General features: G+C 73.8%; 12 protein-coding genes. 8 read left to right on the top strand and 4 right to left on the bottom strand.

Going from position 1 to position 13,033, the window contains the following annotated elements:
- Window positions 1-96 precede the first annotated feature (96 nt).
- A complete protein-coding gene (locus GR130_RS04055) occupies window positions 97-1,155 on the bottom strand; it encodes a sigma-70 family RNA polymerase sigma factor (protein WP_159503426.1) in 1,059 nt (352 codons plus the stop codon).
- Between the two features lie 170 nt (window positions 1,156-1,325).
- Window positions 1,326-2,378 (bottom strand): LacI family DNA-binding transcriptional regulator, encoded by a 1,053-nt coding sequence (locus GR130_RS04050; RefSeq protein WP_159503425.1) that lies wholly within the window; start codon window positions 2,376-2,378, stop codon window positions 1,326-1,328.
- A 251-nt stretch (window positions 2,379-2,629) separates the two neighbouring features.
- Here GR130_RS04050 and GR130_RS04045 point away from each other — a divergent pair, with 251 nt between their 5' ends.
- From GR130_RS04045 to GR130_RS04030, 4 genes are all read left to right on the top strand, one after another.
- Window positions 2,630-3,565 carry an amidohydrolase gene (locus GR130_RS04045; protein ID WP_159503424.1) on the top strand — a complete coding sequence of 312 codons (936 nt, stop codon included), beginning with the start codon at window positions 2,630-2,632 and terminating at the stop codon, window positions 3,563-3,565.
- Entirely contained in the window at window positions 3,562-4,161 is a 600-nt protein-coding gene (locus GR130_RS04040; RefSeq protein ID WP_159503423.1) for a cysteine dioxygenase, read from the top strand. The genes GR130_RS04045 and GR130_RS04040 overlap by 4 nt, the downstream gene beginning before the upstream one ends.
- Window positions 4,162-4,337: 176 nt before the next feature.
- Window positions 4,338-5,750, top strand: coding sequence for a purine-cytosine permease family protein (locus GR130_RS04035; RefSeq protein ID WP_159503422.1), 1,413 nt, complete (start codon window positions 4,338-4,340; stop codon window positions 5,748-5,750).
- 41 nt (window positions 5,751-5,791) lie between these two features.
- Entirely contained in the window at window positions 5,792-6,202 is a 411-nt protein-coding gene (locus GR130_RS04030; RefSeq protein WP_159503421.1) for a hypothetical protein, read from the top strand.
- 306 nt (window positions 6,203-6,508) lie between these two features.
- On the opposite strand, the gene GR130_RS04025 is transcribed toward GR130_RS04030, so the two are convergent.
- Window positions 6,509-7,897, bottom strand: a complete 1,389-nt coding sequence (locus tag GR130_RS04025; protein WP_159503420.1) for a cystathionine beta-synthase — start codon at window positions 7,895-7,897, stop codon at window positions 6,509-6,511.
- Window positions 7,898-8,125: 228 nt separating this feature from the next.
- Between GR130_RS04025 and GR130_RS04020 the strand changes: the two genes are divergently transcribed.
- The 3 genes from GR130_RS04020 to GR130_RS04010 all read left to right on the top strand — a co-directional run bounded on the left by GR130_RS04020 (window position 8,126) and on the right by GR130_RS04010 (window position 12,179).
- Entirely contained in the window at window positions 8,126-9,157 is a 1,032-nt protein-coding gene (locus GR130_RS04020; RefSeq protein WP_159503419.1) for an SGNH/GDSL hydrolase family protein, read from the top strand.
- Between the two features lie 284 nt (window positions 9,158-9,441).
- Entirely contained in the window at window positions 9,442-10,662 is a 1,221-nt protein-coding gene (locus tag GR130_RS04015) for an acetyl-CoA C-acetyltransferase (RefSeq protein ID WP_159503418.1), read from the top strand.
- Between the two features lie 524 nt (window positions 10,663-11,186).
- Window positions 11,187-12,179 carry a hypothetical protein gene (locus GR130_RS04010; protein WP_159503417.1) on the top strand — a complete coding sequence of 331 codons (993 nt, stop codon included), beginning with the start codon at window positions 11,187-11,189 and terminating at the stop codon, window positions 12,177-12,179.
- A 67-nt stretch (window positions 12,180-12,246) separates the two neighbouring features.
- On the opposite strand, the gene GR130_RS04005 is transcribed toward GR130_RS04010, so the two are convergent.
- A complete protein-coding gene (locus GR130_RS04005) occupies window positions 12,247-12,615 on the bottom strand; it encodes a hypothetical protein (protein ID WP_443043569.1) in 369 nt (122 codons plus the stop codon).
- Between the two features lie 110 nt (window positions 12,616-12,725).
- Here GR130_RS04005 and GR130_RS04000 point away from each other — a divergent pair, with 110 nt between their 5' ends.
- A complete protein-coding gene (locus GR130_RS04000) occupies window positions 12,726-12,953 on the top strand; it encodes a DUF4287 domain-containing protein (RefSeq protein WP_159503415.1) in 228 nt (75 codons plus the stop codon).
- Window positions 12,954-13,033 lie beyond the last annotated feature (80 nt).

Raw genomic sequence — 13,033 nt, 5'->3', positions numbered from 1 at the left:
GACATTATGCAGGCCGGGCAAGAGAACGGGAACGAGATCCCGGGAACGAGATCTGCGGCTCCGGGCCGTCGCCCCGGGCCGTAGCGGCGGGCTGCGTCAGCCCTCGTACCGCATCGGCAGCCCGAACAGCGGGAACAGCCGCTCGGTGTCCAGGAAGGAGTTGAGCGCGGCGATCCGCCCGTCGGCGCTCTCGACGACCTGGATCGCCCAGGGCGTGCCGTCCGCGCGGTACTGCCCGAAGGCCGGCATCCCGTTCGCGGACAGCGGCACCAGACGCGACCCCGCACAGCCGCGGCCCGGCCCCAGCATCCACGCGATGACGTCCGCCCGGCCGCGCAGCCACAGCGCGTACGGCGGCATGGAGAGCGTGGAGTCCTCGTGGAGCACGGCCGTCAGCGCCGCCATGTCGAAGCGCTCGAAGGCGTCCACATAGCGCCTGAGCAGCTCCTGCTGCGCCTCGTCGAGCGGTTCGGCCGGGGCGCCGGCGGTGTCGCCGGACGCGGCCAGGGTGGCGCGGGCCCGCTGGAGGGCGCTGTTGACCGAGGCGACCGAGCTGCCCAGCAGCTCCGCGACCTCACTCGCCGACCAGCTCAGCACCTCCCGCAGGATCAGCACCGCCCGCTGCCGGGGCGCCAGCCGCTGGAGCGCGGAGACGAACGCCAGCCGGACCGACTCCCGGGCGACCGCGGTGTCCGCCGGGTCCCCGGCCCGGGCCAGCACCCGCTCGTCGGGCACCGGCCCGATCCAGGTCGTCTCGGGCAGGCCGGTCCCGACCGGGGTGCCCACGCCAGACGGGGACGCGAGGTCCATCGGCCGGGCACGCCGCCGGCTGCCCTTGAGCAGGTCCAGGCAGACGTTGGTGGCGATCCGGTACAGCCAGGAGCGCAGCGACGCCCGGCCCTCGAACCGGTCGTAGCCGCGCCAGGCCCGCACCATCGTCTCCTGTACGGCGTCCTCGGCCTCGAACGCGGACCCGAGCATCCGGTAGCAGTAGCCGGTCAGCTCCGTGCGGTGCGCCTCCAGCCGGTCCGCCAACTCCCCCGGCGCCGCCTGCCGTTGAGCGCCATCAGGCGCCGCGTCCGGGCCCGCCGCGTCCGGGCCCGCCGCGTCCGGGCCCGCCGCATCGCCGTGCGCGCTCTGCGTGGACTGCTCCATGAGGACCCCGCCATTCCGCCCGTCTGCCGGTTACCGGCTTGCGTGCCGCACGCTACCGGAGGGCCGGGCACCGGCCTTCGCCCCGCCCCACGTCCCTCGACCGGCGCCGTACCGGCCGCGACGGGCCAGAGCCTGCCCGATGGGCCAGTGCCTGCCCGATGGGTCAGACCCTAGACACCTCCCGGTGCCCGCAGCGCCGAGCCCCGCTCCGAGAGGCGCGGGGCGCACAGGATCCGCTTGCGGCGGACCCGGCGGCCCTCGATGGCGGCCACGGCCAGCCGGGCGGCCTCCTTGGCGATCTCGGTCAGCCCCCAGTCGACGGTGGTCAGCGGCGGGGTGAGGACCCGGGAGACCGGGTGGTCGTCGAACCCGACGACGGAGACGTCGCGGCCGACGGCCAGTTCCGCCTCGGCGGCGGCCGCGTAGACGCCGTAGGCGATGGAGTCGGAGAAGCAGAAGACGGCGGTGGGCGGGGCGAGGGCGGCGGGGCCGCTCCGGCGGCGGCCGGCCGGGCTGTTGGTCAGCACCCGCCGGGCGACCCCGGTCGCCTCGCCCAGCTCCTGGGCGCAGGGCACGACCTGGACCTCGATGCCCAGGCGGTCGGCCGCCTCGCGGACATAGACGTCGGCGGGGCGGTCGGGGGTGGAGGGGCCGGTGGGGGTCAGTACGGTGACCCGGCGGTGACCCAGGCCGCGGAGGTAGTCCAGTACGGCGTCGATGCCGGCGCGGTTGTCGAAGAGCACCTCGCCCGCCGTGCGGGCCTGGCTGAGCGCGTCGCCGATGGAGACCACCGGCACCGCCTCGGCGATCTTCGCCCAGCCCTCGGCGGACGGGTCGACGGGGGAGACCAGCAGGCCGTCGACGCGCTGGTCGCGCAGCTGCTTGGCGAGGGCCAGTTCGCGTTCCGGGTCGCCGCCGGCGTCGAGGATCAGCGCATAGCGGTCGCCGGCCAGCAGCTCGCGCCCTATGGCCGCCATCAGCTGCTGCTGCCACAGGTCCTGGAGGTCGCCGGCCAGCACGCCGACCGTGCTGGTCCGGCCGCTGGCGAGGGCGCGGGCGATCGGGTCGGCCTCGTAGCCGAGTTCGGCGGCGGCCTTCCGCACCCGCTCCTCGGTCTCCTTGGAGACGTGCTTGCCGCGCAGCGCGTAGGAGACCGCGGCGGTGGAGAGGCCGGTGGCCTCGGCCACCTCGCGGAGGGTGGTGCGCTTGTTGGGCCTGGCCATGTCCGGAAGCCTACCCAAGCGGGCGGTCCGTACCGCGTACGCCCTTGACAGCGCCGCTGGTTAATCGCTTCACTTAAACGCATCAGTGAAGCGGTTAAGTATCGATCGAGCAGTGCGCGACCACGCAGTGCGGACAGCGGCCGAGCAGTGATCCGGCAGCCGTCCGGCAGTGGTCCGGCTGCGGTCAGGTCCCCGGCGACGGCCCCGGCCCCCGCCCCGTCCAGCCCCGCCCCGGCCCCGAGGGAGGGCCCGTGCCCGCCGACGTCCACCAGCACATCTGGCCGCCCGAGTTCGTGGCCCTGCTGCGCGCCCGCAGCACGCCGCCGCGGCTGGACGGCTGGACGCTGCACCTGCCCGGCGAGCCGCCGTACGCCGTCGACCCGGCCGACCACGACATCGCCGCCCGCACCCGGCTCGCCCGCGCCGACGGCCTCGACCTGGCCCTGGTGTCGCTCTCCAGCCCGCTCGGCGTCGAGCACCTGCCGCCCGAGGAGGCCGGGCCGCTGCTCGCCGCCTTCCACGACGGCGCGCTGGACCTGCCCGCCCCGTTCGGCGTCTGGGCCTCCCCCTGCCTGTCCGCTCCCGAGCCGGACCCGGCGGCGGTGCGCCGCGAACTGGCCCGCGGCTGCGCCGGGTTGCAGCTCCCGGCCACCGCGCTGCTCGACGCCGCGGGCTGGGCGCGCTGCGCCCCGCTGCTGGACGCCGTCGCCGCGCTGGACAAGCCGCTGGTCGTCCACCCCGGCGCGGCGCCGCCCGCCCCCGCGGGCACACCCCCCTGGTGGCCCGCCCTCGTCCCGTACGTCCAGCAGCTGCACGGCGCGTGGTTCGCCTTCCGCGCCTTCGGCCGGCCGCGCCATCCGGGGCTGCGGGTCTGCTTCGCCGCGCTCGCCGGGCTGGCGCCGCTGCACGGCGAGCGGCTGGTGGCGCGCGGCGGCGGCCGGGACCGCGGCCGGGTGGACCGCGACGCGTTCTACGAGACGTCCTCGTACGGGACGCGGGCGGTGGACGCGCTCATCCGGGCCGTCGGCATCGACGTCGTGGTCAGCGGCAGCGACCGGCCGTACGCCCGGCCCGCCGCGCTTGTCGATCCGGTGATCCCCGGCCTCGGCGGGGACGCCGCCGGCCACGCCCTGCACACCGCCAACCCGGCCCGCCTGCTGGGCCCGACGAGAGGAGCCCGTCCATGAGCGACCGCACCGCCCCGGCCGGCGCCGCCGAGGTCCGCGGCACCGGGGGCGACGGCTGCGCCGCGCCGTTCGCCGCGCTGCCCGAGCGCAACCTCGACAAGCGCGAACTGCGGTCGCTCGTCGACGCGTTGGCGGCCCACCCGGAGCTGTGGCGGGACCAGGTCGCGTTCTCCGACACCGAGCGCCACTACGCGTCCCTGCACCGCGACACGTTCGTCGACGTCTGGCTGCTGTGCTGGACCCGGCGGAACGACACCGGCTGGCACGACCACGACCTCTCCTCCGGCGCGGTCCGGGTCGTCCAGGGCACCCTGACCGAGTCCAACCCGCGGATCGGCGGCGAGCACCTGGCCACCGCGGTCGGCGCCGGCGAGTCCTTCTGCTTCGGGCCCGACCACATCCACCGGCTGACCGGCGCCACCGACGACGCGGTCTCGGTGCACGCCTACTCGCCGCCGCTGTGGCGGCTGGGCCAGTACGACATCACCGAGGACGGGCTGCTGCGCCGGATCTCGGTGTCGTACGCGGACGAGCTGCGACCGGTGGGCGCGACGGCGGGCGGCCGGCGGGCGGCGGGCGCCACCCCGGCGGCCTGAGTCCGGTCCGTGCACGCCCCCCGCCACGGCGATCCGGCACCGCGATCCGGCACGGTGATCGCCGGCCGCCCGTCGACCTTCACACGGTGATCGCCGCCCGCCTATTGACCTTCCATTCACCGGCCATGATCCTGCATGAACTCATGCACGCGGCATGGCGGGAAGAGGGGGCACCCATGGCAGGCGTGGTCGAACAGCACTCGATCGACGTGGTCCCGGACGACGAACGGCACGGCAGCGCGGTCAGCCAGTTCACCCTCTGGCTGGGCGCCAACCTCCAGATCACCGCGGTCGTCACCGGTGCCCTGGCCGTGGTGTTCGGGGCGGGCGCCTTCTGGGCGCTGATCGGGCTGCTGCTCGGCAACGTCCTGGGCGGCACGGTGATGGCGCTGCACTCCGCGCAGGGCCCGCGGCTGGGCCTGCCGCAGATGATCACCTCGCGGGCGCAGTTCGGGGTGCGCGGGGCGGTGGTGCCGCTGGCGCTGGTCATCGTGATGTACATCGGGTTCTTCGCCAGCGGCAGCGTGCTGGCCGGGCAGGCGGTCGGTGAGCTGACGCATCTCGGCGAGACGCCCGGGATCGTCCTCTTCGCCGCCGTCACCGCGGTCGCCGCGGCCGTCGGCTACCGCCTGATCCACCTCCTCGGCAAGATCGCCGGCCTGGTCTGCGCGCTGGCCTTCGTCTACCTCGGCATCCGCCTCCTCCAGCGCGCCGACCTCGCCGCCCTGCTGCACGACCGCGGCTTCGGCCTGCCGGTCTTCCTGCTCGCGGTCTCCCTCTCGGCGTCCTGGCAGCTGGCGTTCGGCCCGTACGTCGCGGACTACTCGCGCTATCTGCCGCGCCGCACCTCGGCGCGCGCCACGTTCTGGTGGACGTTCGCCGGCTCCGTCCTGGGCTCGCAGTGGTCGATGACCCTCGGCGCGCTGGCCGCCGCCGCGGCGCCGGCCGCGTTCGTGGGGCACGAGGTCGGCTATCTCGTCGGCCTCGGCGGCGCGGGGGCACTCGCGTCGCTCCTCTACTTCGTCATCGCGCTCGGCAAGTTGACGATCAACATCCTCAACACCTACGGCGGCTTCATGTCGCTGGTCACCAGCGTCAGCGGCTTCCGCAGCCGGCGCACCCTGTCGCCGCGCGGCCGGTCCGCCTACATCGCCGGGATCATGGTGGCCGGCACCGCGGTCGCCCTCCTGGGCAAGGACTCCTTCCTCACCTCGTTCAAGGACTTCCTGCTCTTCCTGCTGACGTTCTTCACGCCCTGGTCGGCGATCAACCTCGTCGACTACTACCTGCTCTCCAAGGAGCGCTACGACATCCCGGCGCTCAGCGACCCCGCCGGACGCTACGGTGCCTGGAACCTGCGCGCGCTGGCCGTCTACGCCCTCGGCGTCCTGGCCCAACTGCCGTTCCTGGCCACCGCGTTCTACACCGGCCCGCTGGTCGCCCCGCTCGGCGGCGCGGACGTCTCCTGGCTGGTCGGCCTCGCGGTGCCCGCGGTCCTGTACTGGGCCGTCGCCCGCCGGGACACCGCGCGCCTCGCCGCCCCGGAGGCCGCGCCGGGGCGGCAGACCCCCTCGGGACTGGGGGGCTAGCCCTACCGCGCCGCGGGCCGCCCGGCCGTAGTCTCACCGGTATGGCGACACACGACCCCGATCTGAAGAAGGAACTCGACGCGACCCTCCAGACGCGCAAGGAGCTGGGGCCGGAGTACGAGTCCGAGTTGGTGGAGTCCTTCCTGGAGAAGCTGGACCAGAACGTGGACCGGCGGGTGCGGCGGCAACTGGCCGAGCAGCAGATGCAGGTGGCGCGCGGCGCGCGGCCGCGCCGGACGGACGCCACCAGCGAGTTCTGGCAGCGGTTCGCGGTCGCCGTGGTGTCGCTGGTGCTGGCCATCCCGCTGTCCGCGATAGCCGTGGCCGAGGCCGGCTTCGTCGGCCTGGTGGTGTGCTGGGCCGGCGTCGTCGGTGTCAACGCCGTCCACGGCCTGGTGCTGCCGCAGCGGCTGCGGGGCCGGGCGGAGCGGCGCGAGGGGGACTGGGACTGACCCGGACGGGAACCGACGGGCCCGCCCGCCGCGGAGAGAGTATTGCGGGGACCGCCGCACCCCGGCCGGAGCCGGGGGCGGGACGACGGCGGTCCCCGCAGGAGACGCGAGCCGGGTCAGGGCCGGTCGTCGCATCCTGGCGATCGGAGGTCCGGGAGCCGCTCCGGAGGTCCTGTCGCCTGCACATCAATGTGCCGCACGAGTGTTAAGCGCGTGCTGCCAGAACGTGACGCATACGTACACCTTGCGGCGACGGCCCTTTTCCTGACGGACACTTGACGCCGCGCCGGGTACTCCGCCCGGCGGCTACTTGGCCACCGCGCGCGCCAGATAGGCCAGCAGGTCCTGCCGGCTCACCACGCCCTTCGGCTTGCCCTCGACGAGGACGATCGCGGCGTCCGCGTCTTCCAGCACCGCCATCAGGTCGGAGACCGGCTCGCCGGAGCCGACCTGCGGCAGCGGCGGGCACATGTGCTTCTCCAGCGGGTCGGACAGCGAGGCGCGCTGGGTGAACAGGGCGTCCAGCAGCTCCCGTTCGACGACCGAGCCGACGACCTCGGCGGCCATCACATCGGGGTGCCCGGCGCCCGGCTTGACGATCGGCATCTGCGAGACGCCGTACTCGCGCAGCACCTCGATCGCCTCGCCGACGGTCTCCTCCGGGTGCATGTGGACCAGCGAGGGCATCGCGCCCTCCTTGTACTGGAGCACCTCGCCGACCCGGGCCGCGGTGCCGCTCTCCTCCAGGAAGCCGTAGTCGGCCATCCACTCGTCGTTGAAGATCTTGGAGAGGTAGCCGCGCCCGCTGTCCGGGAGCAGGACGACCACCACGTCGTCCGGGCCGAGCCGCTCGGCGACCCGCAGCCCCGCGACCACCGCCATCCCGCAGGAGCCGCCGACCAGCAGCCCCTCCTCCTTGGCCAGCCGCCGGGTCATCTGGAAGGCGTCCTTGTCCGAGACCGCCACGATCTCGTCCGCGACCGTGCGGTCGTAGGCGGTCGGCCAGAAGTCCTCGCCGACGCCCTCGATCAGGTACGGCCGCCCGGAACCGCCGCTGTAGACGGAGCCCTCCGGGTCGGCGCCGACGACCTTGACCCTGCCGTCACTGACGTCCTTCAGATAGCGGCCGGTGCCGCTGATGGTGCCGCCGGTGCCGACACCCGCCACGAAGTGGGTGATCCGCCCGTCGGTCTGCTCCCACAGCTCGGGACCGGTCGTCTCGTAGTGCGAGCGCGGGTTGTTGGGGTTGCTGTACTGGTCGGGCTTCCAGGCACCGGGCGTCTCGCGCACCAGGCGGTCGGAGACGTTGTAGTACGAGTCCGGGTGCTCGGGATCGACCGCCGTCGGGCAGACCACCACCTCCGCGCCGTACGCCCGCAGCACGTTGATCTTGTCGGTCGACACCTTGTCGGGGCAGACGAAGATGCACTTGTAGCCCTTCTGCTGGGCCACGATCGCAAGCCCGACACCCGTGTTGCCGGACGTCGGCTCCACGATGGTGCCGCCCGGCTGCAACTCGCCCGACTCCTCGGCGGCCTCGATCATCCGCACCGCGATCCGGTCCTTGACCGAACCTCCGGGGTTGAAGTACTCGACCTTCACCAGGACGGTTGCCTGGATCCCTTGAGTGACGTTGTTGAGCCGCACGAGCGGGGTGTTGCCGACAAGCTCAATCATCGAATCGTAAAACTGCACGGTGGTCTCCGCGGTCGGGGGCACGCTCTCCTGCGCCCGTACCGCCAGCCTATTGCCCCCATCCCCGAGCGGCCCGGCGCTCCGGGTCACCGGCTCCATTGGGAGCCCGGTGCGTTGCGCGGGGCACCGGAACGGGCATCAACCCGGTGAGGAGTTCTTGCCCTTTCAAGAGCGCGTCCGGCCCCCGGGCCGCGGCGCGCCCGCGCTGCACGGGGAGGTGCCCGGCCGATGGCGACGACGGTGATGACGGGGTCCAGGGCGAGGGTGGCACGGCGGATCGCGACCGCCGCCGCGTTCGGCGGCGGCGGGATCGGGCTGCTCGGCGTCGCCGCCGTCGGCGTGCTGCTGACCGAGGTCCGGCTGGCCCGCCGCACGGTCGGCGGCTCCAGCGACATCCCCCCGTGCGCCGACGGCCGCTACGGCGCGGCGTTCGAGGCGTGCGCCCACCCCGCCGACCGGCCGCCGCTGCGGCTCGGCTTCCTCGGCGACTCCACCGCCGCCGGCCAGGGCGTCCAACGGCCCTCCCAGACCCCGGGCGCACTGCTCGCCTCCGGCCTGGCCGCGGTCGCCGAACTCCCCGTCGACTTCCGCAACGTGGCGCTGCCCGGCGCCCGCTCCGACGACCTGGCCCGCCAGGTGGAGCTGATGCTGGCGGACGGCCGGCAGCCCCCGGACGTCTGCGTCATCATGATCGGCGCCAACGACGTCACCCACCGGCTGCCGCCCGCCCAGTCCGTACGGCATCTGTCGGAGGCGGTCTGCCGGCTGCGCGCGGCCGGCTGCGAGGTCGTCGTCGGCACCTGCCCCGACCTGGGCACCATCGAGCCGGTCAACCAGCCGCTGCGCTGGGTGGCCCGCCGGCTCTCCCGCCAGCTGGCCGCCGCGCAGACCATCGGCGTGGTCGAGAACGGCGGCCGGACGGTCTCGCTCGGCGCGCTGCTCGGCCCGGAGTTCGAGGCGCGCCCCCGGGAGCTGTTCGGCCCGGACAACTACCACCCGTCGGCCGAGGGTTACGCCACCGCCGCGATGGCGGTGCTCCCCACGCTGTGCGCCGCACTCGGCCTGTGGCCCGATGAGGAGCGGCCGGAGCCGGCCCGCCGCGAGGGCATCCTCCCGGTCGAGCAGGCCGCCGCGCGGGCCGCCTCCGAGGGCGGTACGGAGGTCACCGCCTCGCGCGCCCCGTGGGCCCTGCTCAAGCACCGCCGGCGCCGTCAGCTGCCGGCCCCGGAGACCGCGGACCGGCCGTCCGTCACGGGCTGAGGCCGGGCGCCCGGGACGCCGTGAGGCAAGCCTCGATGGCGGCCGTACGGGAAGCCCTGCGGGAATACGCGACGACCTCGCCGGGTTCTCATAAGCGCCCGCTTAGAAAAGAGGCCCGCATCACAGTGCGCACCCCGTGACCTCAGCACTACGTGCAGGTAACTTCCCTGACAGTTCCGCCCACCTGCCACCGACCACCACCCCTCAAGAAGGCTCCCCCAGACTTCACCCGGGGAGACCCTCACCGCACCGCCCGTTCACCCTTTGCCTCTTGGAGCCGTGTGATGCCCGAAGCCGTGATCGTCTCAGCCGCCCGCTCCCCGATCGGCCGCGCCTTCAAGGGCTCGCTCAAGGACCTGCGCCCCGACGACCTCACCGCGAAGATCATCGAGGCCGCCCTCGCCAAGGCCCCCGAGCTGGACCCGACCGACATCGACGACCTGATGCTCGGCTGCGGTCTGCCCGGCGGCGAACAGGGCCACAACCTCGGCCGCATCGTGGCCGTCCAGATGGGGATGGACCACCTCCCGGGCTGCACCATCACCCGCTACTGCTCCTCCTCGCTCCAGACGAGCCGTATGGCGCTGCACGCCATCAAGGCCGGTGAGGGCGACGTCTTCATCTCGGCGGGCGTCGAGACGGTCTCGCGCAGCGTGAAGGGCAGCTCCGACGGCCTGCCCGACACCCACAACCCGCTCTTCGCGGACGCCGAGGCCCGTACGGCCGCCCGTGCCGAGCAGGAGGGCGCGGACTGGCACGACCCGCGCGAGGACGGCCTGCTCCCCGACGCGTACATCGCCATGGGCCAGACCGCGGAGAACCTCGCCCGCCTCAAGGGCGTCACCCGCCAGGACATGGACGAGTTCGGCGTACGGTCCCAGAACCTCGCCGAGAAGGCCATCAAGGACGGCTTCTGGGAGCGGGAGATCACCCCGGTCGAGCTTCCGGACGGCACGGTCGTCTCCAAGGACGACGGCCCGCGCGCCGGTGTCACGCTGGAGGGCGTCCAGGGCCTCAAGCCGGTCTTCCGCCCCGACGGCCTGGTCACCGCCGGCAACTGCTGCCCGCTCAACGACGGCGCCGCCGCGCTCGTGATCATGTCCGACACCAAGGCCCGCGAGCTGGGCCTGACCCCGCTCGCCCGGATCGTCTCCACCGGCGTCTCCGGCCTGTCCCCCGAGATCATGGGGTACGGCCCGGTCGAGGCCAGCAAGCAGGCGCTCCGCCGCGCCGGTCTGTCGATCTCCGACATCGACCTGGTCGAGATCAACGAGGCGTTCGCCGCCCAGGTGATCCCCTCCTACCGCGACCTGGGCATCGACCTGGACCGCCTGAACGTCAACGGCGGCGCGATCGCCGTGGGCCACCCCTTCGGCATGACCGGCGCCCGCATCACCACCACCCTCATCAACTCCCTCCAGTGGCACGACAAGCAGTTCGGCCTGGAGACCATGTGCGTGGGCGGCGGCCAGGGCATGGCGATGGTCATCGAGCGGCTGAGCTGAGCTGTAGCGGAGGGTCGGGGCCGAGGAACGAGGGCCCGGCACCCGCCCGCAGCGGAAGCGAAGCTCAGCGCGACCACGGGCACGCGCGGCCGAGCCGGGCGCGGCGCCCTGTCGCCGTCGAGGGTGTGCGGGGAAACGGACCAACTCCCGTTTTCCGCGCACCCTTCGCTGTTGTCCGGACACCGTCGGCGAGACCGCGTGACCCGGATCACCCGTTGACAAGATCGCGACCCAATCGCCGCCCCGATTGTGACCAACATCCTGGGGCGGCGGCGTCCTTGCAGCTCAGGCAGGGGGCACCCTGGCATACGAAGCCCTGATGCCCGGCTATTTCGGGGCAAACTGCACCGCGAAAGGTCGCCGACCATGGCCAGGCTGATGTAGGAAGTCGGGGAACAATCTGCTAACGGGAGTACGCCGGTGAGCGAGCCGCTACAGCGAACGCGTGGGTCCGTGAGCGAGCGCATCAAGGGGGGCACCCCGGCCGACGGCCGGGGGAAGTCCGAGCGAAGCGAGGTTTCGGCATGAGCGTCACCACCCTCGTCCTGCTGCTGGCCGCGGCCGTCGCGGTGGTGCTGGGCGCCGTCGCCCTGCACACCGCCCGTACGCTGCGCCGCCAGATCGGCGCGCTGCACGCCGACCTCGTCGCCGCCCGCGCGGACGCCGAGGCCCGCGCCGAGGACGCGCGGCTGGCCGCCGCGGCGATCCCCGCGGCCCGTGCCGTCCCGGCCGCCGAGACCCCCCTCGCGGACATACGCGCCGCCGTCGCGGACGCACTGGCCGAGGAACGGGAGCGCGAGCTGGCCGAGGCCCGCGCCTTCTGGGCCGCGCAGGAGGCCCGGGACTCCATGAACGCGACGGACACCCCGTCGCTGCTCGGCGGGCTGGCCGGCCTCGGCGACGAGGGTCCGCTCGACGGCCGCGAGGGCCGGCGCGAGCTGCCCGAGCGGCTGGAGCCGGACCGGCTCGACACCCAGCCGTTCGTGCCCCGCCAGGCGGATCTCGCCGGGCTGGAGCCGCTGCTGGGCCCGGAGGCGCTGGAGCCGCTGCCGGCACTGGAGTCCTTCGAGGCCCTGGAGTCCGTGGAGGCGCTGGAGGCTCTGGAGACGCCGGAGTTCGAGCTGGCCGAGGAGACCGAGTCCGCCGAGCTGGCCGCCGCCCGCCGGCGCCACCCCTCGCACCCGGACTTCTCCCCCACCCCGGCGATCGGCGACCACGAGCGCACCGTCGCGCGCCTGGAGGAGCTGGCGCGCGAGAGCACTCCGCTCGTCGATGTGCGCCCCGGGCCGCTGGGCACCCTGGACGTCTATGTCTTCGCCGACGGCACCACGCTGTGCCTGACGCCCGGGCACCGCGAGACCGCCGAGAGCGTCGCCGGCGCGCTGCACGCGGGCCACGCCCCCGTCCTCCTGGGCGGCTCGGGTGTCTCCGGCGGCTACGCCCTGACGTTCTCCTGGGGCGAGGACCCGGAAGAGACCGTCTACATCCTCGCCGACCGGGTCATCGCCTCCCTCTGATCCGGCGGCCCGGCAGCGGCCCGGACCGGCCCTGGGGGCTTCCCGCCCCCGACCCGCCGGACCGGCCCTAACAGCGTCCCGCCGCCGCCCGGACCCATCGCACGGCCTCCGCCAGGTGTTCGGCGGGGGCCACTTTCGCGTCAGCTTCCGCCGCCGGCCCGGCGGCGTCCGGAGTCCCTGCGGCGGGCGCCGCCGCGGCCACGCGCAGGGCCTCGACGAGATCGTGGCCGGCCACCGCCAGCTGATCCCCGGCGGCGAAGATCCCGCCGTCCGGGAACTCGCGGGGCCGCTGTCCGGGGCGTTCGATCAGCTGCGCCCGGGTCGCCAACTTCCGCGCCAGGGCCAGCCCTTCGGCCGCGGCCCCGCGGCGCAGGGCGCTCTGCGGCAGCGACCGCAGGCGGTCGGCGAGCGCGTCCACGGCGGTCTGCAAAGGCATCACGTCAAGCACATCGTGAGCCTATGCGCCACTCCCGGGTGGTTGCCAACGGCCCAACGCTCAGGCACGGTGAGCGAAAGAACCAGCATCGACCGCGTCCGGAGGCGCCGATGTCTCAGCTCCACTCCGAAGAGACCCACCGGAACATGCTCTCCCGTATCCCGCAGTGCACCGGCCGGGAAATCTCCGACTGGCTGCGCACTGTCGACGAAGGCCCCGCTCTCTTCCGCTTCGACGAGAAGGTCAGCTGGCTGCGCGGCGAACACAATCTCGCGCACGGACACGCCAAGGCGATCGTCCACGAACACGATCTCAGGCGCGCCGCCCGCAAGTTCTGATCCGGGTGCGGCAGTGCCCCCGGAATGCACCGAGGGCCCGCAGGCGGTCGCCTGCGGGCCCTTTGTGCGGTGTGCGGTCC

The sequence above is a fragment of the Streptomyces sp. GS7 genome, assembly GCF_009834125.1.
Taxonomy (GTDB): Bacteria; Actinomycetota; Actinomycetes; order Streptomycetales; family Streptomycetaceae; genus Streptomyces.
This window is presented reverse-complemented; position numbering and strand designations above follow the sequence as displayed.

Excerpts from the sequence above, each read along its gene's own strand:
- GR130_RS04055 (WP_159503426.1), bottom strand. The coding sequence starts at position 1,155 with ATGGAGCAGTCCACGCAGAGCGCGCACGGCGATGCGGCGGGCCCGGAC.
- GR130_RS04050 (WP_159503425.1), bottom strand. The coding sequence starts at position 2,378 with ATGGCCAGGCCCAACAAGCGCACCACCCTCCGCGAGGTGGCCGAGGCC.
- GR130_RS04040 (WP_159503423.1), top strand. The coding sequence starts at position 3,562 with ATGAGCGACCGCACCGCCCCGGCCGGCGCCGCCGAGGTCCGCGGCACC.
- GR130_RS04035 (WP_159503422.1), top strand. The coding sequence starts at position 4,338 with ATGGCAGGCGTGGTCGAACAGCACTCGATCGACGTGGTCCCGGACGAC.
- GR130_RS04030 (WP_159503421.1), top strand. The coding sequence starts at position 5,792 with ATGGCGACACACGACCCCGATCTGAAGAAGGAACTCGACGCGACCCTC.
- GR130_RS04020 (WP_159503419.1), top strand. The coding sequence starts at position 8,126 with ATGGCGACGACGGTGATGACGGGGTCCAGGGCGAGGGTGGCACGGCGG.
- GR130_RS04015 (WP_159503418.1), top strand. The coding sequence starts at position 9,442 with ATGCCCGAAGCCGTGATCGTCTCAGCCGCCCGCTCCCCGATCGGCCGC.
- GR130_RS04010 (WP_159503417.1), top strand. The coding sequence starts at position 11,187 with ATGAGCGTCACCACCCTCGTCCTGCTGCTGGCCGCGGCCGTCGCGGTG.
- GR130_RS04005 (WP_443043569.1), bottom strand. The coding sequence starts at position 12,615 with ATGCCTTTGCAGACCGCCGTGGACGCGCTCGCCGACCGCCTGCGGTCG.
- GR130_RS04000 (WP_159503415.1), top strand. The coding sequence starts at position 12,726 with ATGTCTCAGCTCCACTCCGAAGAGACCCACCGGAACATGCTCTCCCGT.